Raw genomic sequence first — 24,494 nt, 5'->3', positions numbered from 1 at the left:
AATGACGACCTTGTACGGATTGGAAGATCTGGCTATCGGAACAGGCGAGAATATTACCCGGCTTTGCCTCTTCGAGGGGCCTCTCGAACTTGGCTGGAAGCACTGCGCGATCACGTCGGATTTCGTCGGCGAATTCGTTGCCCTGCGCTACCGCACATCCCGCATCCTCTACAAGGAGGTTCGCCACAATGTGGCTTATCTGACGAACGAACTCATTGAGAACGCGATAAAGTTTCGGGCTGCCGGCGAGATCGTTGTGGAAGCCTCGGTCGAGGGCAATGTATTCCGCGCAAAAGTCTCCAATCTTATCGAGGAGAAACCAGCCATGCGGTTCCAGCATTTGCTATCGGAGATCACCATGGGAGATCCGGGCGAGCTTCTCATAAAGCGGATCGAGGCGAATGCGATCGGCACGAACACAAGCGGCTCAGGCCTTGGGCTTCTAACGCTGATGAGCGATTATGGCGCCCACTTTGCTTGGGTTTTTGGATCTGAAGAGCCAGACGGAAAAATCCCGCTGGAAACCTATGCGTCTATTACAGTCCCGAATGTATCGAATTGATTGGGGTGTTCAACATGGAAATCAAGGAAGAAGAATATCGCGTCTGGTCGGAGGGTACGGAAATCTACTTCGACGGATCCATGCGCCTGCCCAGCACGGCGGCCTATGCGCCGATTTTTTCCCTCGTCATGAGTATTCTGGAAACCAAACCAGATCGCGTTACCGTGGACCTCACCGGGCTGCAGTTTCTCAATTCATCAGGGATCAACCTGCTCGCGAAACTTACGATTGAAGTGCGCAACAAGCAGAATATTCAATTCACGGTGCGCGGAAGCTCCGAATATCATTGGCAATCAAAGTCACTTCCGAACTTGAAGAAGTTGTATCCGGCGATCGATCTAAGACTCAGCTGACGAAAGCCCTGCCAATGACCCCATATCAACCTCCAAGCGTTAGCCAATCGCCGATCGTCGTACCGTAACGTTGCGTGGCACGCGCGACCGGACCAGCCGGATGCTCGCTTGCCGCAGTCTTCCGGATTTCACGCGGGCTGAGCCCGAACTCGTGGCTGAAAGCGCGGGTAAAGTTGGCGGCAACGTCAAATCCGGCCGCCTCCGCGATCAGCGAAATCGGCCTGTTATCTGCCGGGTTGCTAAGATCGGCATATGCCTGCAGCAAACGACGTTTGCGAATGTAATTGAGGACGCCTGCGTTCGCTTCGAACAATTGGTAGAGCCGCGTACGGGAGATACCTAACGCGCGGCACATGACATCAGGCGTCAAATGATCTGAATGAAGGTTGAGGTGAATGTAGCGATGCGCTCGCTCCATCAGGCCCATCGTCTGATCCTGGTTACTATTCAGTTTTGTGGACGAAGCAGCGCAAGCAACGACCATATCGCCGATCGTTCGTATGATCCGCGGCACCTCCGCTGCAGTTAAATTGCTCAGGTTCGCTTCCAGGCCGCTGATATAGCTGATGAGCAATTCAGCCAGACTGCCGGAGAGCACCACGTTGTTGGCTTTCTGGAGAAGACTCGCATCGCCAGCCAACAGTTCATAGGGCAAGAAGACTAGCACAGCGATCGAATCAGTCATTCGCCCGCGGCATGGACTGCCGAGAGACCTGAAAAATATCTCACCCGGGCCGGTCTCCATCACATGACGACTGACCTCCGTCCAGGCCCGACCGCTGCGAAGCACACCGAGGTTCCAATGGTCGATCGGGCTTGACCGCAGCATGGCTTGATCTCGGACATAGCTGTATGCCTGCGCGCGCTGCTGGACGATGAGTATGTCGTTGAGACGCCAACCAATCTGTTCGGCGAAAAAACTGTCGTTGGGTAAACTTTCGTACGGCAGATGAACATCCACGAGCGGCGCCATATGTGACCGCCATGCTTTGAACTGTTCGTCCGATGGCAGGTCTTGGGTCGAAAATCGTAATGGCACCAAAGCAGGCGGGACATCCAAACGATCTTCTTTCCCCTTGGAGGGGTCGCGCGGCCAGCGCCGCCGCTCTATGTGGTCCGGCCATTCCTGTCCCTCAGCGGGTTTATCTCCGGATCCGGACCCAGTAGCCATCCAACTTCTCCAGCGCACAAGCCGACCCTAGCCGTTGATATTGAGAGCAACCACTCGTTTTCTCGGCTGATCCTCCGCACACTCCGACCGGTTACGGAAGTGGCTGAAACGTCGCGTACATAAGCTTCCTATCATATTCGTTTTTCAGCAGATATGTACGGAACGACAATTTTTAGGATGCAGGGATAACGACAACCGCGCCTTCAGGCTGTATCTAGATAACAAGTACTAATTCGGAATACAAACCGGGCTAGCCGAGCATTCAATTGCCAAGCGATGCAGTTTTGCAGCGCTCTCAATGTGCACCGACACATATCCAAAACAAGACTGAGACATGGGAGGATAGTTGTGAACTATCTCGGTAATATACGTGCGCGTTCTGTGCAGACTTCGGTCCACAGCAGGAACTATTCATCACATATCCACCAGGCACGAAAGAGAATTCTTGTCGCCGGCGGCGCAGGCTTTCTCGGATCACATCTATGTGAGGTGCTCCTGGAAGCGGGGCATGAGGTGATCTGTCTCGACAATTTTTCCACAGGTTTGACGCGCAATATCACTCGTCTGAATCACTCCGATGCGTTCAACATCGTCGCCCACGACATCGTGCTGCCCATCGAGCTGGAAGTTGACGAGATCTACAATCTCGCCTGCCCGGCATCTCCCCCACAGTATCAATCCGACCCGATCCACACCATGAAGACCTGCGTGATAGGGTCGCTCAACCTACTGGAGCTGGCCGCGCGCACGGGTGCACGCATCCTGCAGGCATCCACCTCCGAGGTCTACGGGGACCCGCATGTCCACCCGCAAGTCGAAAGTTACTGGGGCAACGTCAATCCCTTTGGCCCGCGCTCCTGCTATGATGAAGGTAAGCGTTGCGCAGAGACTTTGTTCTTCGACTTTCACAAAACGCACCACGTCGAGATCAAGGTCGTTCGCATCTTCAACACCTACGGTCCTCGGATGCGCCCGGACGACGGCCGCGTAGTTTCGAATTTCGTCGTTCAGGCCCTGACGGGACAGGACATTACGATATACGGCGACGGCTCACAGACCCGTTCGTTCTGCTTTGTCGACGATCTCATCGACGGCCTCATTCGCATGATGGCGTCATCGGCGTCGCTGACGGGGCCGGTAAATCTCGGCAACCCCCGGGAATTCACGATTGGAGAACTGGCTGAACAGGTGATCGGATTGACCGGGTCCCGGTCGAAAATCATCCACCGCCCGCTGCCCGCCGACGATCCTCGCCAGCGCCGCCCCGATATTACGCTCGCCATACAGGAACTCGGCTGGCGTCCGAATGTGGAGTTGGCGAGCGGCCTCGTGCAGACGATCGATCATTTCAATCGCCTTTTCACCCGCACGGCCCCCGACTTAGCGGAGGCGATCTGATGGTTGCAGTCCGTGTTCTTGTCACAGGCGGCGCCGGCTTTATCGGCAGTCACACCGCTAAGTTGCTTCGGTTGGAAGGGATCGAGCCGATCGTCTACGACAATCTCACCACCGGGCACCGATCGTCTGTCCGCTGGGGGCCCTTCATCGAGGGCGACGTCCTCGATTCCGACGGCTTAATCGAGGTCATCGAAAAATATGTTCCCGACGCAGTCATTCATTTCGCGGCCTCGGCTTATGTCGGCGAGTCGGTGCAAAATCCAGCCAAATATTATAACAACAATGTCTGCGGTGCATTGTCGCTTGCCGATGCCTGCCGGCAGACCGGGCTTCAGAAGGTCATATTTTCATCGAGTTGCGCCGTCTATGGGATCCCTCCCGCACTACCGATTGATGAGGCGACGTCACAAGCTCCGATCAATCCTTACGGCAAGACCAAGCTGATCGGTGAGAATGTGCTCGCCGACTACGCGGTTGCTTTTGGCCTGCGTTACGTCGCGCTGCGCTACTTCAACGCCTGCGGAGCCGATCCGGATGGCGAACTTGGTGAATGGCATGTTCCAGAAACCCACCTCATTCCGCGGGCAATGCTGGCTGCAGCCGGCCGGATCCCGCACCTGGAGATCTTCGGTGACGACTACGACACGCCGGATGGTACCTGCATAAGGGATTATATTCACGTCGCCGACCTGGCACGCGCCCACGTTCTGGCTTTTGAGCATCTCGCCAGAGGCGGGGCAAACCTTGCTCTCAATCTCGGCACCGGACGCGGTTTCTCCATCAAAGAAGTCTTGCTCATGATCGAAGAAACGACCGGGCGCAAGGTTCCGATCGTGATCCGCCCGCGCCGGCCTGGCGACCCGCCCAGCCTTTATGCGGACCCGAGCTTAGCGCGTGAGCGGCTGCGTTTCTGGCCTCAACACTCCGACCTGAAGACCATCGTGCGGACGGCCGCCCCGTTCTTTGGATTGGAGGTGCACTCGTGAACGAACTTTCAATCGTCAGAGCGACGGATGCCTCGGAGCGATCACAAGAGCCGCTGCTCGTACCAGTTCTGACTGGGCCTCGCCGGGCGGAATATCTTTGTGGGGCGGGCGTGTGGGCCGTTGCTTTCATCTACTTTTGGGCCTGGTGGCTGGAGTCACGCCATCATACGGATGCGTTCGGCTCGATTATCGCGAGCCTCGTGCTGACCTGGATCACCGTTCTGCCGGCCTATTTCATCATCGTCTTCTACCGGGCAACAAAGCCAAACGGCCCTCTGCGCCTACCGGCCGGCAGTCGCGCAGCCATGGTCGTGACCAAGGCACCGTCAGAGCCCTTCTCCGTCGTCAAAGAGACATTGCAGGCGATGCTTGCCCAGGATGTGCCGCATGATACCTGGATTGCCGACGAGGACCCTTCCGCCGAAACCCTCCTCTGGTGCAGCAGGCACGGCGTCTTCGTTTCAACCCGCAAAGGACGACCCGACTACCACAGGACCTCCTGGCCTAGGCGGACGCGTTGCAAGGAAGGCAATCTCGCCTTCTTTTACGACACTTACGGTTACGACCGCTATGACTTCGTGGCACAGCTCGATGCGGACCACGTTCCCGAGCCCGGCTATCTTTTCCAGATGCTGCGCCCGTTCGCCGATCCGAAAATTGGCTACGTCTCGGCGCCCAGCATCTGCGATAAGAACGCATCCGAAAGCTGGTCGGCACGCGGAAGGCTCTATGCCGAAGCCAGCATGCACGGCTCGCTTCAGGCCGGCTACAACGGGGGGCTGGCGCCGCTGTGCATAGGATCGCATTACGCGGTTCGCACGGCGGCGCTCAGGGAGATCGGTGGTCTCGGCCCGGAACTGGCGGAAGATCACTCGACGACATTGATGATGAATGCTACCGGTTGGCGGGGCGTACACGCCCTCGACGCTATCGCCCATGGCGACGGACCTGGTACCTTCAGCGACCTTGTGACACAGGAGTTCCAGTGGTCGCGGAGCCTCGTCATGCTGCTGTTGCGGTACTCGCCCCACGTTGTCGGCCGGTTGCCGCTCAGGCTCAAGTTCCAGTTCCTCTTCTCCCAGCTCTGGTATCCGCTCTTCGCACTCTTCATGCTTCTCATGTTTGCGATCCCGATCATCGCTCTGGCTCGTGGCGAAAACTTCGTGGCTGTGACCTATCCGGATTTTCTCGCGCATTTCGCACCGCTCTCGGTCATTCTCGTGCTGATGGCCTACCGCTGGCGAGCCAGCGGTTCGTTCCGGCCCTATGACGCAAAGATCCTGAGCTGGGAATGCATGCTCTTTCTTTTTGCGCGCTGGCCCTGGGCAGTCGCCGGTACCTTGGCTGCGGTCCATGACTGGTTCACCGGATCGTTCGTCGATTTCCGGGTCACCCCGAAAGGTCGAACGGAGGTCGCTCCGTTGCCGCTGCGCGTTCTGGCGCCTTACATCTTCCTCGCAATCGCAGCTGTACTGCCAGCCCTGTCTGCCAACGGTGCCGGAGCGCCCAAGGGGTTCTACCTCTTCACTATCCTGAACGCGGCAATCTACTCGCTGCTGCTGTTGGTCATCGTTGTCCGGCATTCACGGGAAAACACAATCGCAGCAACCCCCCGTTTCTACCGCCCGGCAATGGCGACAGCGCTCCTGGCGCTTATCGCACTGCCGGGGGTTGCAACGATCATCCACGGGAAAGACGGGGCCGAGGCACTCGCCTGGGGGAGCGGACGCTTGCAGATTTTCGAACAGCGCTATGCGGTTGCCGGTGCTGGCAAGGGTGGAGCCGCACTACGCAGGACCGCATTGAAGCTACGATGGATTTCCGTTCCGGCGGGAATCGAATTGAAGACCGGGGCCGCCCATCCGGATTGGCGGCGCCTAAGCCTGAAGGAGATTGACAATGCATAGCCTGTCGAAAGTAGTGGCCTTGTCGCTAACCAGCCTGTTGTTGTCCGGAGCCATGCTCACAGCAACTGCCCCGCACGGGGTTCCCAAAGCGCAGTCACTTGCGATGACAGCACCATCAGCCACGCTATCAATCAAGAGGCCGATCGCAAGCCCTGAATCGATAACCGTGGGCGCCTATGATCCGCATGGCGATTTCGCCGAGGCGCTCAGTTCGAAGATCGAACATCTCTTTCTGCCATGGGAGGACGTCGACCTTTCCACGCTGGCCTTTGCCGACAACTATGCGCAAGCTCGCGGCCGCACCTTACTGATCTCCGTCGAGCCCTGGTCCTGGTCACGCGATTGGCGTCAGAGCTCGCAAGAGCTGTTGCGCAGCATCGTGGACGGTTCGCGCGACGGCAACATGGCCGCTGTTTGCTCGGCAGCCGCCGCGCTGAAAAGTCCGGTCATCATAAGGTGGGCGCAGGAAATGGACGAGACGGACAATCAGTTCTCCTGGTCGCACTGGCGTGGAGTGGATTATGTGGAAGCTTATCGGCGGATGGTTCGTGTCTGCCGGGATCATCTCAAGACGGCCAAATACATGTGGTCGCCCAAGGGCAATGAAGGACTCGAAGCCTTTTATCCTGGTGACGACGTCGTTGATGTGGTCGGCCTCTCGATCTTTGGCCTGCAGCAGTACGATAGGGATAAAACCGGCCGTGATCAGACGTTTTCGGAGCGCCTATCGCCCGGATATGGTCGTGTCGCGCGGTATGGCAAACCGATCATGGTTGCCGAACTTGGCTACGAGGGCGATGACTCGTATGCGCGGAACTGGGCCGAAAGCGTGACAAAGCGATACGCTGAGTTCCCGGCGTTGAGCGCCGTTGTCTACTTCAACGATCGTGAAGTCTATCCGTGGCCAGACGGCTATGGCCAACCTGATTGGCGGATTACCCGCCAGACCATCAATTGACCAAGAAGGAGCCCAAACATGTCGACAGTTCAAAAAGTGCTTCTTGCCGCCGCATTGGCTGGCAGCATGGCCACGGCCGGGTCTGCGGCTGGAACGCGGGAGCACGCCGGAATCGAAACCTCGAAGCCTCTGAGCAATGCAGAAATCTACAAACTCTATGGCAAGAATTCTTGGATCTGGAAAGCTGGCGCAGGCTATTTTGCCGTAAAGGCGCGTACCTTCACCGCTTGGTCGCGGGAAAACGGCGCAGTGTCCTACGGCATAGGCCGCTGGTTCATCACCACGCCGGGTAAGCTCTGCTTCAACGCCGATTGGCACGCCAAAAATGGGATGGCAGCGGCAACCACCTGCTTCAGCCACCGCAAGATGGGAGGCCTGATCTATCAGAAGCGTGAGCCCGATGGCAAATGGTACATTTTCAGAAATGCTCCGTCACAAACGACCGACGTAATCGCAAAGCTTCGGCATGGCGATTACGTGAGCTCGCGACTGCGTCGCATTGAGGCAATCGTCGGTCAAGACAAGTGACGGCGAAGCGAAGGGTCGCAGCAACCCTTGCCACCAATGTTACGAACTTTCATATCAAGCGGCCCTCCCATGTGACGGCAAAACGGAGACCAGGATGATCACCAGTTCAAAAGGAAAACACATCGAACTGAGACAGATTTCGAACTGCAGAAGTGAGGTCGAAATCGCGATGATGGAAATGCTCGATAATCTGGAGAAACGCGGATGGTCCGCAGCGGAATTGGCACTGACGCTTGCGGATGCCTCCGAGGATCATGTTATGCTGATCGCGCGGAAAGAACCTGCATCGCATTATGCAGTGCGTTTTTAGCTTGGGAAAGCCTGGCGGCGTGAGCAAACACGTCGGCCGGGCGACGCTCGCGACGGAGATCGAAGCACGATACCAGGTCCACGGTAAGCCGCTTTGATTGCACGGCGTCGGCCAGTGGAAACTTCCGGCCGACGCGCACTGAGCCTACCTTGCGCCTGTACTGTGACGGAGTAGCCCCACTATTTCGGCGAGCCTCGTCTTCCTGCGGGTGGAAGGGGAAGCAATCGCCGGGCGGCGTCTCGAACCGAACCTCGAAGCCGTTACTAGCCGGAGGCCGTACATCTCGCAGAAAGTCCGTGACCGCGGTGTAGCTTCCCGTGTAGCCCCGCTCGCGGAGTTCTCGAAACAATCGACTGCCCGTCAGGCCAGGATAGGATTTTACCCGCTCCCGGAGATATGGAGCAAACGGGTCGATGACTGTTGCCCGCGGCATTCTTGGACCATAGGCCGGAGCCTCAAGGCCCCGCTCGATGTATTTGCGCACCGTCTTGCGGTCGATGCCCGTTTCTCTGGAAATGGCCGACACTGTCAGCCCCTGCCGATGCAGATCCAGGATCATGATCGTCTCCCTCAGCTTGATCACCAATATCCCCCTTCCGACCATCGGAAGGAGTATCGGCGATGACGCGCCGCCGGTCTTCCGGGGAGCGCCCCGAAAGACCGGCGGCTACAGCAACTGGGGAAGATTCAAACGGCACTATTGGGCTCTTCCGCAATTTCGGTGCAACTTTCTGAATCCTGTTGATTCGACACATGAATCAGCAGGAGCATCGAAGTGGCGAAGCGCATTCTACCGTTGATCCCGTCGTCTTTGGTCGTCGATCACGTTCAGCAGTCGACAGATGCGATATCGATCGATTGCCGCTTCCGGTCGGCAAGAACCAAATGTCCGGATTGCCGTAAGGCCTCTCATCGTGTTCATAGTCACTATCAACGTCACCTCTCCGACCTGCCGTGGCAGGGGCTTTCGGTGACTATAAACCTTGATGTTAGGCGCTTGCGTTGCGGCAATGAAAAATGCCGGAGACGCATATTTGCCGAGAACGTAGGTGATGTGACCTGGCGGTATTCTCGGCGCACCGGCAGACTGGAAGATGTCCATCGCAGTATCGGCGCGGCACTTGGGGGAGAGGCAGGCTTGAGGCTGGTCGCCCGCCTTGGCATGCCGCTGAGCGCCGACACCATTTTGCGGATTGCACGGGCACGATCTCCTGAGAATTGCGAGGTGCCGCGTATCCTCGGCGTCGACGATTGGGCCTGGCGCCGCGGGCAGCGCTATGGGACGATCCTGGTGAATCTCGAAACGAACAATGTCGTCGATCTATTGCCCGATCGCGAGAAGGATACGCTCTCAGGATGGCTTTCCGATCACCCTGGCGTTGAAGTCATCGCTCGCGACAGAGCAGGCGCCTACGCGTGAGGAGCCCGAGAGGGAGCGCCAGAAGCACTACAGGTCGCCGATCTGGCATCTCCTGCGCAACTGCTCCGACGCTTTGCAGAATGTCGTGGAGCGACGCTACCGCATTATTCGCGATGTCGGAAAGGCGTTGATGACGCAGATCGATATGGAGAGTCGATTGACCGACGAGCATATGAACGAAGCGTCCGTCCACAGGTCGACATCACGGCGACCGCATAATCAGCATCGAAATCGGCAGTCGATTTTTGAGGAGCTCATCCGACTGAGCGGCATGGTGTGGAGCCAGTTGGCGATCAAACGTGAGCTTGGTATCGATCTTAAAACCATACGGAAATGGCTGAAAGACAACCAGCCCGGAACCTGGGAACGCAAGGTCTTCTCGGAAAATCCGGCCGATGTCCATGCAGACTACGTCCGCCGGCGATGGCATGAAGGCTGCCGCAATGCGACGCAGCTCTACAGGGAGGTTTGTAACCAAGGTTATAGCGAGAGCGTGAAGACCTTTCGCCTGTGGGTTAAGGTGCGGCTGCGCGATGCCACACCTGCACCAGCATTGTCACGTGCATCACACAAATCTTCCTGGCATATGCCTACATCTCGACAAATGGTTCGCCTCCTGACCGCCGAAATCGATACGCTCCCAGCCAACGACCGCGCTTTTGTGAATGCCGTCTCCTCGGCTTCACCCGACGTTGCCAATGCTGCCGGTTTGGCAAGGCGCTTCCAATCTATGATTTGCAATCGGGAAGCCGCCGCGCCGGAGCCATGGCTGCGTGATGCTACTACCGGGCCGATGTCGTCGTTCTCGCGCGGCATCCGTCGCGACGTCGAGGCTGTCCGGGCGGCATTGACGGTCCAATGGAGTACCGGACCGGTCGAAGGCAAGATCAACAAGTTAAAACTCATCAAACGATCTATGTACGGAAGAGTTGGAATAGATCTCTTGCGCTCCCGCATTAGCGGAACCTGATCTGCACCGAAATTGCGGAAGAGCCCACTATTGGGGAGTATTGCTCCGGTACTGACACTCATGGTCTCCGGGGAGACATACAGCGCAAAATCAGCGCCAGCCCTGATGGGTTGCGCCGCATGAAGATCGCGAGCAAGAACCGGGGACATCCTGATCTTCACCACGTGTCGGTAATACTACAACTTGCAAGATAATAGCAGATGGTGTGATCGATCGATCCGGGACACAGGATACCCCGGGAATCCCATTGGCCCCTCAAAGCCGCCTTGATGTTTGGGACTTGTGTTGCGGAAACCATCTTGGCCAGCGTTCATGTGCGAACGCAACAACAGGCCGGACATATGGACGCAAGCGATCAGATCAAAATTATCTCAAGACATCTTGCGAGCTGGGGGCCAATGGTATGGACCCCGCCCTCCAGGCGCGGTGAAATCTCGAACACCGACTGCAACGAAGGAGGATGTCATGCAGATCGTTCGAATTGGTCTGGATCTAGCGAAATATGTCTTCGAGATTCATGGCGTCGACTGCCAAGGGAAAGTCGTCATGCGCAAAACGCTACGCCGCGATGCGGTAGCCTGCTTCTTCGCCAACCTGCCACGATGTCTGGTCGGTATGGAAGCCTCGAACGGAGCGCATTATTGGGCAAGGGTGCTTTCCGATCTCGGCCATGAGGTTCGGCTGATCAGCCCTCAGTTCGTAACGCCATACGTCAAATCCAACAAGAATGACCGGAATGACGCTGAAGCGATTTGCGAAGCCGTCGGCCGACCGACGATGCGATTTGTTCCGCCGAAATCAGCCGATCAATTGGCAATTCAAGCGGTTCATCGCATTCGCAGCCGTCTGGTTGCAGATCGGGTCAAGCTCGTCAATCAGGTTCGTGGACTTCTAGCCGAGCATGGAGTGGTCATTGCCCGCGACATCCCACGGCTGCGCCGAGCCCTCGCTGACATTACGGGGAGCAGCGACGATGGTCTCAATGAATTGGTGCGGGTGCTGATACGAGAAGTGCAAACGGAGTTGGCCGAACTGGACCAACGCATTGCATCCTATGATCGGCGGGTTCGGGAGCTCTTTCGCAACAGCGAACTATGTCAGCGGCTTGGAAGATCGAAGGCATCGGCCCTGTGACCGCAACAGCCTTGATCACGGCCGTAGGTGATCGAACTTGCTTCAAGAACGGCCGCCAGTTTGCGGCATGGCTCGGTCTCGTGCCGAAACAACGATCCAGTGGAGGGCGAGCCCGTCTGTTCGGTATCAGCAAACGCGGCGATCGCTATCTGCGCACATTGATGATCCATGGCGCTCGCGCTGCGCTCGGAAAAGCAGCCGGTAAGCAGGATCCTCGAAGCCTCTGGCTTAGTAAGCTGCGGCAAAGGCGGCACCCCAATGTCGCGGCTGTCGCGCTCGCCAACAAGAATGCGAGGATCGTGTGGGCCATGCTCTCGGGCGGCACACTCTACGAGCCCGCACCGTCGGTGAAAGCAGCTTAAGGCGCGAAGCGGCAAACGAAGGAATAACAGAAGGAGGTCTCACCCCGGCAATTGCAGCAAAATGGTAGGAGATGGTGAAACGGTCATTCCGTCGCTTCCCGAACCTGGTGTGTGGATCGGCTTGGCTTCCGCCAATGTCTAGGGGCCGATGAGGTGGGAAGTGCGCGAAAATCCATCGGGGCTCGCGGCGACGACGTTGTCCAGCCGCATCATGAAGCCGGATATACGTCAGCAGTTGTACCGACGATCTTGATCTAGCCGACCTGTTGCAATCGGGCGGGGTCCATATACGTCCACATATGGGATTCGAACTTTCGACACCATATTTGTCTTCGCCACTTTCGAATCACATCAACTGCTGGGCTTTCGAGGCAGAAGACAGCCTACTCTCCAAACGGAAGTTCAATTTCTTCGCGGTTTTTTTTCGCGCCCTCGATCAGGACAGTGCGGAGCCGCTCGACATCTTGTGGAGGCAGCATTCCCGCCCCGGTTCGAATACCTTCTTGCCACGCAGGCCCGCGCTTCCATGCTTCGTTATAGACGAGCGCCAAGTCGGCAGATCGCCTTGTCTGCTGCAGGGCTTCAAAGAGCAGCGCAGCTTGACGAACGTCCTTCTCTCGCTTCGCCGGTCCCTGCCCGTCAGTGTGTCGGCGGCTCGCGACGATGAGCTTGTGGACCGCATACCGGGACGGATCGGGGACGACGACTGGGACACCGCTTCGGTGGAGCAGCATTGTCCTGACGGGTTCCCTTATGAGGAAGTCGAGAAAGCGTAGTGGATCCGCGCTGGCGCCACCAAGGGCGGGCATCTTCGCCGGCTGATCGATGTAGTCATCCGAACCTCGGTTCGACGTCAGGAATTCAACCCGGTAGCCGCCGGCATTCTGAAACGCGGAGGAGGCCGCGGATCCCGATCGATGAGGAACCGGCCGGAAGCTGGCGTCGACGCCCTGCAGCAGTTCAAGGATCGGAGGCAGGCTGTCTTCAACCTCCTGGCTAATGGCATAGTCCTGGGCGATGTCCGTATCGCCGGTCAGGATCGCGGCCATGGGAAGGCGCAGGCCCAGCAGTCCTGAATAGCACTGAAAGGCCACCGTGCCGATGAGAACGCCCCGGAGCCGAAAGAGACCGCCGTCGGCAAGGGCCTCGACGATGTCGCCCGACATGGCGTCAGGAGCGATCATTCCGCCTTCGCGGGTCAGAGTGTTGACCAAGCGCCTGCGAGCGCGGAGATCGTCCTTGTCCCGCTTGTGATCGGCTACGCGCTGCGCGATATCCGGATCGTCGGCAGGGCCGACATAGCGACGTTTCGTACCGCCATGTCCGTCGGGTATGTCGAAGTACCAGTACTTGTGCCCCTTGATGTTCGCCGGGGTGAACCGGCCTTCCGGAGGGAAGTCGGCCGTCCAGGCGGCATCGAGCGAGCGCTGGCCCAACTCGGCGAGCATCGTCTGGTACATGAGGTCGATCGACTTCATAGGTTCGACTCCGGCGTTATACTGTTTTTCAAAAACAGTATAACCGTCGAGAGGATGGTCGCAAGATAGGATGCGAGCTCTCTCGCCTTGAAGGGATTCGAACCAATGACGCGCTCATCAAACGACTAAGCATCTCGAATGCCTGAAAAAATCTCTCACCAAGGCTCTTTTGCAGTGGGGCCTGGCATTCATCGGGAACTTCCCTTCAGCAATGACAGCGAGCGCAACAGATGTTTTTTTGGGCCGGTGGCGATCTCAAGCACCTCTTTGAGAATCTCGCCTTCCTGGCGATCACCACGGCGGGAACGCGCAAGGCTTGGAGCCTGCGCAGCGACCAGCGTTCGCCGGCCTACACGGCGCGTTGGAAGGACTTGCTAGAATGTGGATAATCGCAGTCCTGCCATTGCTCACTTCTCACCGCCAAATTTAAACGGCCACTAGATCCGCAAGCTTGGTGGCGACATCGGCCATGGTGTCGTCTGCCGTGTTAAGTCCGTTGCGCGAAGCTAGCATGGGACTTTCCTCGTTTAATGCGGTGAAGGTGGTGCCGTGAATGATAGGAACCAACTTACCTCCATGGAGCAGCACCGAGAGTTCCTTGTCGGCGATGCTCTGGCCGTGAATTCGTTTCAGAAAGCTGGGCGTCACCAACACGATCCCAACCCGTGATTTTGCCAGTCCCCGATCTATCTCTCGAAGAAATGGTTCGCCGAGCGCGATATCTTTCTCGCTGAACCAGACCTTTACTCCACGTGCCTCAAGCAGATCGTGCAGTTCCTTTGCAGCGCCCTGCCGGTCATCCCACGCATGACAGAGGAATACGTCCCGAAGGTCTGGCACCGTCGCCCGTCGCTCGACCTGCTCGCGCACAGGTTCCAGTTCCCGAACCTCGGCTGGGGTGTACCACACAGCTGAACTGGGTCGCGCCCACCTAGGTTTAGAGGTTTTGCTTGATCCACCACCGCTTCGGCCCCCACCGCCCCCGCCAGACGAGGAGTAAGAAGGCGACGATGACGAGTAATTGTAACTAGAGCCGTAACTGCCAAAGCTACTGCGGCCATATCGACTACTACATGCTGGACAATTCGCTGCGCCGCCCCCTGTGTGGCCTCTTACTGGTGCCGTGCATCTGGCCATTGAATGCTCTTCCCTTAGTTGAGGTAGTTATAGAACAGCGCTCACGGACATCTTCTATAATCCTCTCGTGGCTTCCCTTACCTCATAATACTTCAGACCTTCAGCATCTACAACTTAAGGCAGAGTTTTCCACCGAAATTCTCTTGCTGCCCATTGTCCTAAAAACGACCCACTACCGGACACCGAAAATACCGACTCTCAAGCTACACAATCGAGGGCACCGACTGTTAAGAAGCTATATACGGAAATCATATGTCCGGGAATCGGTAAGCCTTGTGGCCCGCCGACCTTGAGTTTGGCCCCATTCTCCTGAGCCCTTGCCCGTCGAAAGCCGGATAATGGTGCAGCCGCGTGAGAGCGGCGACCGGATGTGAGGTTGTATAGGCCCGAGAACCGGGCCGGTAATTGCTATGGGCTCACCGCGGATCCGCCTACGAAGGAGAAATTCGATGCCACTCGAATGAACAATTGACAAAAATCCTGATCTGAAAGGATTCGAACGGTCGGCACGCGCCTAGATTTCTCTAACTTGTTGTTAGGGCTGTTATAACAGACTTATTCTGGCCGCTGCACCGTATTTCACCCCCGTGGCACGAGCTTTCCGTTTTATCCCTGTTATGCACCGAATGCTACCTCTACTTGGCTTCCTTCTTACCGATAACGGCAGAAACCAGCTGGCCTGCGACAGCGATTACTTGAGGATCGATTTCGGAACCGCTTAGCGTAGAGAAAGTTGAACCCCGATCGATGTTCCAGTTGGCGAACGCCTCCCTAACTTCAGCCGGTGTTAGCCGCGATCCGTATGCTTTGAGATAGAACTGACCGAAGTGAATGGCGTGAATGCGATCTGATGATTTTAGAGCTTCGCTCATGAACGACTTTCCGAGCGTGTAGCCATACTTTGCCAGCGCACCGAGAAACCCTATCGCAACGAAGTTTGCGACACCGGCAGCGATCATGCGCGTGGCGTCCAAAACGGTATCTTTGTCCATCGCGTGGCGGGTGGCCTGATAGGTCAAACCCAGCCCTAGGAGCAGTGCGGCCGCGCCGCCAACATAACAAGCGTAGGCCGCGCGCTTGTTGTTTGCCCTCTCGGTCTTCTGTGCCTCGATGGCTTCGTCAACAAATCTGGAAAGGTCGTGTTCTACTTCCCGCAGTCGGATTTCTTGATGCCGCCGCTTTATCTCGAAATTCGAAATGCTTGTGGCGATTTCTGCCGCCACCTCCTTTGCGGGCCGTCCCCGCCCCATGACTACCAGCCATTGTCGAAGAATTTCTGGCGCGTGAACATCGTCAATTATGACAGGGAGAAGCATCTTCCCTCCGCCGCTAGCTAAGGCTTTGGCACGCCCTATTTCAGCGAGCACCCATGCGCTTTCGAGGCTTTCGCGGGAAACAAGGAATACAACGGCATCCGCCTCATCCAGCGCCTGGTCGAGCACCTTGTACAATTCCGCGCCCGGAGAAAGCAGTGTGCCGTCATAAAGCGGCTGGTGCCCATATTCGATCAGCCCTTGCGCGAACTCATCAGCATATTCTCGGTTTCTGTTCGAATATGAAATGAAGACCTTGGCCATGTGAATTCCTGTTGAGGACGGGCAATTGCCGATTTTGAAAATTCAGAGAGTTCAGTCCAATAAGCTCGACTCAGGCGGACAATCTCGGCCGCAATCATCTTTAGCTCCTCACGTAGCGCCGGGAATAACTTCTCGTTGCATCTCACACCTCGATTCTAATTTCGCAATGCATAAAACCTATAAGGTGGCGAGTCGCAAGTTAGCTGGCGGGCCGACTATGCAAGGCGAGGGGTTACGCGCGCCTTGGAAGCGAGATTACAAAACGTAAGCGGGGGACATAAATGATTAGTCAGGATATCTTCGCCAAAGCCGCAAAGGAGAAAAATGCGACAAAGTTGCTCATGCATCTCGCGGCGTTTCCCATCAATCAGGAGTTGGTCGACGAATTAGCCACTCTTGTTCGGCACTGCTCAGCTCTTATTCATTCAAGGCCGAATCTTGTCGGTCAAACGGCACGTGACAAGCTGCTTGCTGATGTTCGAGGCTTCTTGGAGAGCGCGGCGCCTTTGCTCAGTTTCGAACCATACGACCAAGCAGCGACACTCCTTCAAATCGCCGAGGATGGCCATCAGCGGATATTGGCAGCCTTGCAGCAGACCGCTTTTTCTAGAGAGCCAGCTCCAAGTCGAGCAGCTGCGGCTATCGCACGCGCCGAGGCGAATAGAATTGCATTGGCCGCTGACTTGGACGCCGCGCTGAAAGCCGCGGGTCATTTGATTTTGCCTGGCGGACCTGAAGTGAAGGATGCTGACGGAAATCGTGTCGATGCAGACTCGTTTCTGGGGATGCTGTTGGAAGCCCTCAGAGGAACTTTGCTAATGGAGGGCTACGCCAACAAATGGTTCTCTGGCGATCGCCAATGGCTGACGCTGCCATCGTTGCCAGAAGTAACCGATAGGGAAATCTATCTGGCTGAACAAGCCGAGTTCCTGGCGATGGCTTGGGCGCGCTGGGAGCGATTGCATGAAAAAGCGCGGTATTTTGGCGTCCAAATAAACACGGTTGGTTCGGATCAATTGCCTGAAGGGGCCCCCGAGGGTGTAAAGCGTGTCTACGAGCGCGAAGCGGGAGGCATGGTCGCCGACTTCATTGCAAATGAACGGGCCATCGATCGCGAAGGAAAGTCTGCGGCCGACCTTTCTGGGACAACCAATATAACTCGCATCGGCAAAGGTATTGATAAACCGGTGCAATTGCCTCCTATCGAATGGATTTCTGAGCAAGAGGCACTCAACTCGTTGTCGTTGAGCGAAGCAGTCGGGTACAACATTGCTGAGGACCTCGAAAGGCCCGGAGGGTTGCGACTCGTGCAGTGGGTGCGGGGCTACATGGCTCTTGCTGCATGGGTCTCGAGGCAACGCGGCGATCAGCAGAAGCTGATTTTAGAGATTGATCCAGCGGAGGCGCGTAGCCTCCTCCAGCGGATGTCACTCACGGGGGACGAAGCCGACATCTTCCTTGATGCGGTCAGCTTTAGCGCGGGCTCACGTGATTTTTTCGATGCCCCGATTGTTCGGACCCAAAGGAAGTGGCTCGTCATCGGAGGAGCGTTATTTGCTCCTCGGATGGCAAAGATCGTGCCCTCTACACTTGCATCGATGGACGTGCAGCTTTTGCGCAAAGGTTCAGCGTTCGAGAGTCGGGTCATCGATCTATTCAAGCTTCGCGGCCTCGATGCGCGACGCGTGAAGGTTAAGCGAGACGGTGCCGAGTACGAATACGACGTCGTGGTCCCGTGGGGCGACTATCTGTTCCATTTCGAGTGCAAAAACCACGGCCTGTCGGGTAACGATCCCAAAAGGGCGTACCATTTTTTACAGGAAGTAGGGTCGAGTATACGCCAGATTCAACGGCTGAGGGATGGCTTGTTGACATGGCCTGACATCCTGACGAACGAGTTTGGGCCGCAGGTGACGACCAAGACGATCGTTCACTGCCTGCTGCATAACGAGACATTCTCATTCCCAGAAGGGATCGACGGAGTTTACATCTATGACTGGTCGGCTCTCACCCGCTTCTTTGAGGCTGCCTGGTTCCGTGTCGTTCACGATCATCGAGGCCCTCAAAATACTGTCTTCAGAAATCGCGTGGGCGTCAAACGCATATGGAGCGGTGAAGAACCTGCTCCCACTGACCTTCTTGAAGAGCTGACTAATCCCAGCCAATACCGGATTGTCTTGCATCACGTCAGGGAGGAGAAGATCGCATTCGAACTGGACGCCGAGACGTTTGCTATCGAGTCGTTCTACTCCCGCGCACCAGGTGATACGGCCAGCTATGCGGAAGCCCTTGGCGTCTCTGGAAAAGGGATCGAGGAGCAACTTGAACGTGTCGACGAACAAATCAAAGCGGCGATTGCTCACGCCAAGGCGTCCGAGAAGTAGCGCAATATCTCGCTTTTTTTCGCTAGGCGAGTGTTCGAGTTCCACCTGAGTGGTCGTTGTCGCGGAGAAAAAGCACGCGCCGCGCGGACGAAGGCTTGTCACAGCCTAAAATCAATCCAGCCACGTTGAAATTTGCCATACGAAAGGATGCGACGGAACGAAATTCGCTCCGCCGGCCAGATGCAGGAATCAAGATTCGGCAAAAGTCTCGCCTCAACAGCCGTTGATGGGAAATTACGTTTGGAACGCCGCTCAAGGGGGTGTGAGTAAGCGTCTCGGTCGGAGAGTATTTGTGGCGAGATGGTCGACCAGCTGACCCGGACGTAGAAAATTCATCGTTGCGGAAATGTTGCGCATCGTTAGCGGAAGCATGAACTTTTCGGGCGTGGAGCTGGCGATCAGGAAAACATGAAAGTTGCTGTTCAGTCCGATAAGGGCGGCGAAGATAGATTTTTCATCACAGTTATAGCGATAGGCAAATTGTTCGCGGGCAGTGAAGGTACCTTGCTTCAAGGATCCGCCGATCGGCAGGATGCTTAAATGCGCAAGCGCCATTTTTTCAGACAGCCCGCTGTTCATGTACCAGATCGTTTGGACCCCGCCCTCCATTGCGAGGGGTTTGCCAACATGCTCCCGATATAACGCCATGCCGAGCTTGGCTGCAAAAACGTCCAGGTATGCTTTCACGAGAGGGCCATCGGCATGGATGACGGCTTTGGGTGTTAGCACACCTGTCCGGCCCCTCATCCAACGTGTGGTCGCTTTCCTCTCATCGAAGACCTCATCCCTCACGCCGGGAGCGTCTCGCTCGACGGTATGGCGAAGCGTGACGCCACCGCCGTTTTCCCAGAAAGGATCTTGGTCCGCTTGGCTGATGCGTGAAAAGAGTGCCGCAACGGCGTCGGCTCCCTTTGTGCCGTTATTGCATTCCTGACACGCCGCGAACTCAAGGCCTTTTGGACGCTGGCGTTTCAGGAAGAGGACTAGCGGCGGCATGTGTTCGACAGTAGACGGAGCCGCTGCGCAATAAATGCAGCGCTCCTCTGTTTCGAGGATCGCCCGTCGCGTGACCTTCTTCTGTTTTGCCTGTCCCACTGCGGCTTTCCCTCAGGCCTCAAGCATGCGCGGTGACAAGCGCGGCAATCGCCTCACGCACCGCATTGACCAACCGCAGTCGCTCTTCAGGTTGCGCCGTGAAAGTCTTCCGTAGGGTCGACGGAATCTCCAGCTGCACGCCCTTTCCGCTCTTTCCACGATTGCAGATGTTGGCTGCATCGCGTCCCCGAAATTTCGGCGGGTCGTCATCGATCTTGAAGCCGGCCTGCGCAAGTGCCTTACCAATAGCCTGACGTGACGCCGTGTCGAGCCCACCCATCCAGATCGTCTCAATATCGTCATAGTCCTTGCGGCCATGGATCGCGACCACGAGGGTAGCCTTTGCGGCCAGTTCCAATACCAGTGGTTCGTCAAATTCCTCAGAAGGTATATGTAGCTCGAAGAGGTTTCCCTTATTCAGATTGCCCTCGAAAGCGTAAAACGAATAATCCAGCCCTGCGATTTCCTCCGCGATGGTCGACGCGGGTTTTTCAATTTTGCCGCCGTGCGGGGTCATCACCAGCACGTCTCCATGCGCGCCGGCCTGATGTCGGATCAGGTAGTCCGTGCCTAGACGGTAAACTGCCGCCAAAACCGTGTAGCTGGAGAAACGATAGGCCAATCTTATCTCCACCCGTATTCCAGGAGTATTTTGCCATACTCGTTCAAATCGTAGAGGGTGCCACCGCTTAGATCGTCACCGACAAGTCCACCGTCGAATCCAGCACTCCTTAGTAGTCCAACCGAAAAAAGCATGGCTGCGATATCGGTTCCTTCCCTCTGCACGCCCGGCGTGAAGCTCTTGAGATAGGTCAGGTCTGAAGCATAGCAGCGGTCGATGATAGCCGCCAGGCGCATGGCCTTATCATAGTCGATATGTCCGTCGATATGAGCTGCCAGAACTCGGCCGACTATGCCGGGCTTCGACATGTCGTCGAGGCGGCTCATGAGAAGCAGGATATTTCCCCCAAAACTATCCAGTTTGCCTGAGGCGCGAAGGTCTTCGGTGAACTGTTTTCGTTTCGAATAGTCTGCTTGCGTCACCCCCTGCAGGAATTTTTCGATCTTGCTGAGTTCCAGGCTACTTTTTACTTCTGTGAACGCGCGGTAGCCGTTGATCAGTGATCCCACGAGCGGAAAGCCGGCCAATACCTCTGTGCCTATGTTCAACCCTGCATCGGCCAGAAGCGAAACACCATCGACAAGCTTTTCGCTGCCGATGATCTTCGATATCGCCGAGCTCACCCGTTGGCTCTCGCCGGATTGATCCTCTGGCTCGTTCATCCCATCTCCCCGCGCTCTAAATACGGCTCTTTACGTATCGCCTGGTCGCGTCCGTGGCGGTAACCCGGTGCACGTTAAAGGGCATGGTGCCGATACCGTCGTAAACACTCACCAGCTTTCTGGTCTCGAGATAGGCAATTGCCGGATTGAGGCGCCTTGGCTCCCATCCGTAGTGCGCGGCGATAACCGCTGGGTGATAGGGAAAATTCGGGTCGTTCAGCATGTCGGCCGCGAGGCGCAGCGCGTCGGTTTCGGGAGACCATTCCTTGAAATGCCCGTCGAACTCTGAAAAGAGGTCCGGCAAGGGCAGGACCTGGTCGTGGGTTTCTTTTACGAAATCACGGAGCTCGTACAAAGCGTCAATGATGTCCTCGCGCGAGGCATCCAGCATCTCAGCGAGTTCGTCGATCGACTGCTGAGGATCTGCGAAGGTTGCGTCTTGCGTCGCTTCGACGAAGATCTGCGCGATGCCGGTCGCCGTTTTCGAGTAGCCGGTGTCCGGCAGCTGCGTCGCGGCCGGCGCTGGACCAAGTGGGGGTTTACGACCGACATCGTGAATGTCGTTGACGAGGTTGCGGATGCTTGCAACAAAATCATCTCCGATCTCAGGCGATAGCATCCCGGATAACAATGGCGGCAAATCCTTTGTAGGTAGACCGCTGCGCAGCGGCAGGAACTTCGCTTGTCCGTCGATACGGCGAACGAGCCCCGCATCCATTTCCTGGCGGACCCAGGGCTTCTGAATGGAGCCGGGCGTCATCAAGACAATGAAATGTGAACAACCGGAAAGGCCTTCATCAATGAGCTGCCGCAGGCTGTCCCCTGCCCGGATCTCCCATTCGGCCCACCACGTATCAATCCCATTCGCCATAAGAGCATTGGCAATACTTTTGGCAAGATCACGATCATCGAACGAATAGCTCAGGAATGCTTTGGGCGGTCCTATGCGATTTACTGTCATAAAAAACGTTACCTCCCTGTCTTCATCGCTGAGGCCTGACTTGATGTGTTCGATGAGGGCTTGGGAGCCTTCGATCTTCAAGCGAATATCTTCAAATTCGTCACCGAATACGCGCACTGTCGGAAATTCTCCCGACCGAGGGTCGCGCCGTGATGCGAACCGATCGAATAACTCCTCCTTCACCGCGTCCACCGCGGCGGACATCAGCTCGTTCTGAAAGCTGCTCGCATTGAAAGGCTTGCCATTGAACGTCATCGACATGCGTGCCTCCCTACTCGACCATCGCGAGTATCGCGAGTATCGCGAGTATCGGCACACTAAAAACTAATTTCTCAACTCGCAACCGAAACGATGGCAAAGCGTCTGAATGTCTGCCGCTCGAGCACGTCCGTCGTACGTTGGACAGTGTCTACTCACCTTGATCTGCCGAGAGCCGGATATCCCGCCGGTAGAGGGATTGATAACGTTTCGCAAGCTCGATCATGGCGCCGTTGCGGCTTGACTCCGGGACGGCATCAATGAGCAGCCAGGTGCACAACAACAGCGTCAGGGCGATCACAGTGAACGCTTCATAGAGTTCCTCATCGTTGATGATGGGATCTATGGTCAGGCGCGTTACACCCTCTGTATCGGTTGCCATATGGCGATCCAGAGAGGAAGCGGTCACATGGCTGGTATCGGACGAGATCTTTCGGTACACCAGCACGAGGCGCGCGAAATCGCTGCCTTTGCCAAGGTCTGTGGGCTGAAGCCTTTTTGCCGTTTTATCATTGAGCATTTCCTGCCGTAGCCGACGGTTTTCTACGTCGAGGATCTCTGCCGGAATTTCTGCTGCCAGCGATCTGCGGCTCGCCTTGTCGTCGTCTTTTAGCTTCTGCAGATAGTCAGGCCACCGGCTGGCTGCATCCATATGCATGCCGCATTCGATGGCGTTTCGAGCGACGATCCTCAGGTCAAGCAGCTTGCCGCTCTCCGTGTGACGGATTGCTGTGTCGAGGGACGTCAGGAGCCGAGCGTACAGCGCGAATTTCACAGAAAGCAATTCGGGATCGCTAACACTGTCCGGATCAAACTCAAGCGACTGCATGAGGGTCAGAGCTTCGCGCTGAAAGTCCCGCATCCACCGCAGCCAGTCGTCGATCAGGGTCGGAGACCCGCGGGTCATAGAGCGGCTAACCAACCGGATCGCGACTGAGGTATAGAGCCTTGACAGCCTCGAAGGTTGCTATCTCCCAGGCCGCGGGCTCAAGTGAGCGAAATTGCGTTTCGTAGACAGACGCTTCGGCCCGCCGATCAAGGGCAAACATGGTATTTGCCAGGGTCGCAAATACCCACTTCCTGTCCGAACGCTCGTGGAAGGACGGATCCGCGATCATCGCCGAGAGAATTTCCACGAGCGCTATGCGAGTTTTCGTGGCGCTCATACGATCAAACAGCTCCTCGTCCGGATCCGTTTGTTTCTTGGCTCTTAAGTCAAAACATGTCGCGAGGTTCTCACCATTGTAGTAATCGCGTCTGACTTCAAAACCTCGGCCATAGAAACGCAGTGCTTTGTTAAGATGAAGTGGATTCTCCTGAAGAAACCAGAGCCGCTTGTAAATTGCCCCGGTTATGCCGAGCGTTTCAGGATCGTTTGACTCCTCCGGCTGCAAATGCTCGATGATCTCAAGGGCCAGCTGCAGCGCCTCGACTTCAGTCGGAAGCTTCGTCTTGTAGGTTGCAAGTGCATACTGTTGTCGGAATGAAGCTTCATCGGGTTTAAGTTCACAGGCACGGGCAAAAGCTGTCGCCGCCGCCTGCATGTCGCTGCGGTCGAACGCATCGCGTCCGGCGCGGAGCACCGCACTCAGCACCTCATGATTTTCCTCAGCTTCGTCGAGCAGTTCGGCATATCGTTCGTCTGACAGACGGGGCCGCTGGAGGGTCGGAAGAAACGTATAAACGGGGCTGTCCGGCGTTGAGGACGACATCGCTCTAACGATCAGATCTGCCAGCGCATCCGTGGCGCGGACCGCCTCACGACTACCGATATCTTCGCCAAGGTGCTTGTAATGGAACGTGTTTATATGTTTCAGATCAAAATGAAGTTTTCCCTGGTCTTCCTTGATGATCACCGTCGTATTCGGACGTAGCGCGTGACGGACGCCCAGTTCGTAGACCGCATTGACATTTCCCGTCGACATATCGGCGACCACGACATCCGCCCTCAACAACAAGTCGTACATGGAGACGTCGATCACTCCGCTTCCGTTGATGTCAACAGCACGGATCGGACGGAGCCCGGCACGTTCTGCAGCCGGCTTAATTATTGCGTCGAACGTCGCGTCAAGATCGAGTGTCCGTCCACTCTCATAGTCAGTTTTTTTGCCGAATCCCATGACTACGAAGCAGACAGGGCGATGGTCAATGTCGTTTTGAACCGTAGTCATATCTGCTAAATACCTCCATCTACTTTCCCGTTCTACGCGAATTCGTATGTAAATACAGGCCACACTACTCTTTCCACTGGCTTATTTGTC

Annotated in this window: 21 protein-coding genes and 2 pseudogenes; 12 read left to right on the top strand and 11 right to left on the bottom strand. The window is 56.4% G+C overall.

Annotated features, from left to right (window positions below; translation table 11 throughout):
- The first annotated feature begins 1 nt into the window (after window position 1).
- Window positions 2–562, top strand: a complete 561-nt coding sequence (locus ACZ9EJ_RS23340) for a slr1658 superfamily regulator (RefSeq protein WP_046635233.1) — start codon at window positions 2–4, stop codon at window positions 560–562.
- A 14-nt stretch (window positions 563–576) separates the two neighbouring features.
- Window positions 577–915, top strand: coding sequence for a slr1659 superfamily regulator (locus ACZ9EJ_RS23335; protein WP_046635288.1), 339 nt, complete (start codon window positions 577–579; stop codon window positions 913–915).
- A gap of 25 nt (window positions 916–940) precedes the next feature.
- Here ACZ9EJ_RS23335 and ACZ9EJ_RS23330 read toward each other — a convergent pair whose 3' ends face one another.
- Window positions 941–2,086, bottom strand: coding sequence for a helix-turn-helix domain-containing protein (locus ACZ9EJ_RS23330; RefSeq protein ID WP_046635235.1), 1,146 nt, complete (start codon window positions 2,084–2,086; stop codon window positions 941–943).
- A gap of 381 nt (window positions 2,087–2,467) precedes the next feature.
- On the opposite strand from ACZ9EJ_RS23330, the gene ACZ9EJ_RS23325 reads away from it, so the two are divergent.
- From ACZ9EJ_RS23325 to ACZ9EJ_RS23305, 5 genes are read left to right on the top strand one after another with little or no spacing between them, the layout of a single operon-like run.
- Complete coding sequence (locus ACZ9EJ_RS23325) at window positions 2,468–3,484, top strand: UDP-glucuronic acid decarboxylase family protein (RefSeq protein WP_251091290.1); 1,017 nt, start codon at window positions 2,468–2,470, stop codon at window positions 3,482–3,484.
- Window positions 3,484–4,470 (top strand): UDP-glucose 4-epimerase GalE, encoded by a 987-nt coding sequence (gene galE, locus ACZ9EJ_RS23320; RefSeq protein WP_046635239.1) that lies wholly within the window; start codon window positions 3,484–3,486, stop codon window positions 4,468–4,470. The genes ACZ9EJ_RS23325 and galE overlap by 1 nt, the downstream gene beginning before the upstream one ends.
- Window positions 4,467–6,377, top strand: coding sequence for a glycosyltransferase family 2 protein (locus ACZ9EJ_RS23315; protein WP_046635241.1), 1,911 nt, complete (start codon window positions 4,467–4,469; stop codon window positions 6,375–6,377). Before galE ends, ACZ9EJ_RS23315 begins: the two co-directional genes overlap by 4 nt.
- Window positions 6,370–7,335, top strand: coding sequence for a glycoside hydrolase family 26 protein (locus tag ACZ9EJ_RS23310; RefSeq protein ID WP_046635243.1), 966 nt, complete (start codon window positions 6,370–6,372; stop codon window positions 7,333–7,335). Before ACZ9EJ_RS23315 ends, ACZ9EJ_RS23310 begins: the two co-directional genes overlap by 8 nt.
- A gap of 18 nt (window positions 7,336–7,353) precedes the next feature.
- Window positions 7,354–7,863 carry a DUF995 domain-containing protein gene (locus tag ACZ9EJ_RS23305; RefSeq protein WP_046635245.1) on the top strand — a complete coding sequence of 170 codons (510 nt, stop codon included), beginning with the start codon at window positions 7,354–7,356 and terminating at the stop codon, window positions 7,861–7,863.
- A 536-nt stretch (window positions 7,864–8,399) separates the two neighbouring features.
- Here the strand turns inward: ACZ9EJ_RS23305 and ACZ9EJ_RS23300 are convergent.
- Window positions 8,400–8,756 (bottom strand): annotated as a pseudogene (locus ACZ9EJ_RS23300) (helix-turn-helix domain-containing protein); the annotation flags it as partial.
- Between the two features lie 192 nt (window positions 8,757–8,948).
- On the opposite strand from ACZ9EJ_RS23300, the gene ACZ9EJ_RS23295 reads away from it, so the two are divergent.
- From ACZ9EJ_RS23295 to ACZ9EJ_RS23285, 3 genes and pseudogenes are all read left to right on the top strand, one after another.
- Window positions 8,949–9,593 (top strand): ISL3 family transposase, encoded by a 645-nt coding sequence (locus ACZ9EJ_RS23295; RefSeq protein ID WP_255736312.1) that lies wholly within the window; start codon window positions 8,949–8,951, stop codon window positions 9,591–9,593.
- A gap of 130 nt (window positions 9,594–9,723) precedes the next feature.
- Window positions 9,724–10,563: a transposase gene (locus ACZ9EJ_RS23290; RefSeq protein WP_255743313.1), complete on the top strand. Its 840-nt coding sequence runs from the start codon at window positions 9,724–9,726 to the stop codon at window positions 10,561–10,563.
- Window positions 10,564–11,028: 465 nt separating this feature from the next.
- Window positions 11,029–12,059, top strand: a pseudogene (locus ACZ9EJ_RS23285) (IS110 family RNA-guided transposase).
- A 383-nt stretch (window positions 12,060–12,442) separates the two neighbouring features.
- On the opposite strand, the gene ACZ9EJ_RS23280 reads toward ACZ9EJ_RS23285, so the two are convergent.
- Window positions 12,443–13,537, bottom strand: a complete 1,095-nt coding sequence (locus tag ACZ9EJ_RS23280; RefSeq protein ID WP_046635248.1) for a nucleotidyltransferase family protein — start codon at window positions 13,535–13,537, stop codon at window positions 12,443–12,445.
- A 284-nt stretch (window positions 13,538–13,821) separates the two neighbouring features.
- Here ACZ9EJ_RS23280 and ACZ9EJ_RS23275 point away from each other — a divergent pair, with 284 nt between their 5' ends.
- A complete protein-coding gene (locus ACZ9EJ_RS23275; RefSeq protein WP_113143925.1) occupies window positions 13,822–13,926 on the top strand; it encodes a DUF4113 domain-containing protein in 105 nt (34 codons plus the stop codon).
- 37 nt (window positions 13,927–13,963) lie between these two features.
- Here the strand turns inward: ACZ9EJ_RS23275 and ACZ9EJ_RS23270 are convergent, their stop codons facing one another.
- Together ACZ9EJ_RS23270 and ACZ9EJ_RS23265 are read right to left on the bottom strand one after the other, a co-directional pair.
- Complete coding sequence (locus ACZ9EJ_RS23270) at window positions 13,964–14,407, bottom strand: toll/interleukin-1 receptor domain-containing protein (RefSeq protein WP_322919114.1); 444 nt, start codon at window positions 14,405–14,407, stop codon at window positions 13,964–13,966.
- Window positions 14,408–15,309: 902 nt separating this feature from the next.
- Window positions 15,310–16,251, bottom strand: a complete 942-nt coding sequence (locus ACZ9EJ_RS23265; protein WP_046642627.1) for a toll/interleukin-1 receptor domain-containing protein — start codon at window positions 16,249–16,251, stop codon at window positions 15,310–15,312.
- Window positions 16,252–16,532: 281 nt separating this feature from the next.
- On the opposite strand from ACZ9EJ_RS23265, the gene ACZ9EJ_RS23260 reads away from it, so the two are divergent.
- Entirely contained in the window at window positions 16,533–18,635 is a 2,103-nt protein-coding gene (locus ACZ9EJ_RS23260) for a hypothetical protein (protein ID WP_046642625.1), read from the top strand.
- A gap of 252 nt (window positions 18,636–18,887) precedes the next feature.
- On the opposite strand, the gene ACZ9EJ_RS23255 is transcribed toward ACZ9EJ_RS23260, so the two are convergent.
- From ACZ9EJ_RS23255 to ACZ9EJ_RS23230, 6 genes are all read right to left on the bottom strand, one after another.
- Window positions 18,888–19,730 (bottom strand): hypothetical protein, encoded by an 843-nt coding sequence (locus ACZ9EJ_RS23255; protein ID WP_046642624.1) that lies wholly within the window; start codon window positions 19,728–19,730, stop codon window positions 18,888–18,890.
- A 19-nt stretch (window positions 19,731–19,749) separates the two neighbouring features.
- A complete protein-coding gene (locus ACZ9EJ_RS23250) occupies window positions 19,750–20,352 on the bottom strand; it encodes a poly-gamma-glutamate hydrolase family protein (protein ID WP_052764731.1) in 603 nt (200 codons plus the stop codon).
- A gap of 2 nt (window positions 20,353–20,354) precedes the next feature.
- A complete protein-coding gene (locus ACZ9EJ_RS23245) occupies window positions 20,355–21,014 on the bottom strand; it encodes a hypothetical protein (RefSeq protein WP_046642623.1) in 660 nt (219 codons plus the stop codon).
- A gap of 16 nt (window positions 21,015–21,030) precedes the next feature.
- Window positions 21,031–22,236 (bottom strand): toll/interleukin-1 receptor domain-containing protein, encoded by a 1,206-nt coding sequence (locus ACZ9EJ_RS23240; RefSeq protein ID WP_046642622.1) that lies wholly within the window; start codon window positions 22,234–22,236, stop codon window positions 21,031–21,033.
- 148 nt (window positions 22,237–22,384) lie between these two features.
- Entirely contained in the window at window positions 22,385–23,140 is a 756-nt protein-coding gene (locus ACZ9EJ_RS23235; protein ID WP_052764730.1) for a hypothetical protein, read from the bottom strand.
- Window positions 23,141–23,147: 7 nt separating this feature from the next.
- Window positions 23,148–24,404: a TRAFs-binding domain-containing protein gene (locus tag ACZ9EJ_RS23230; RefSeq protein WP_046642621.1), complete on the bottom strand. Its 1,257-nt coding sequence runs from the start codon at window positions 24,402–24,404 to the stop codon at window positions 23,148–23,150.
- Window positions 24,405–24,494: the final 90 nt, after the last annotated feature.

It is taken from the genome of Neorhizobium sp. USDA 3394, assembly GCF_056280385.1.
The sequence above is the reverse complement of the archived record's forward strand: the minus strand, read 5'-3'. Positions and strand labels throughout refer to the sequence as shown.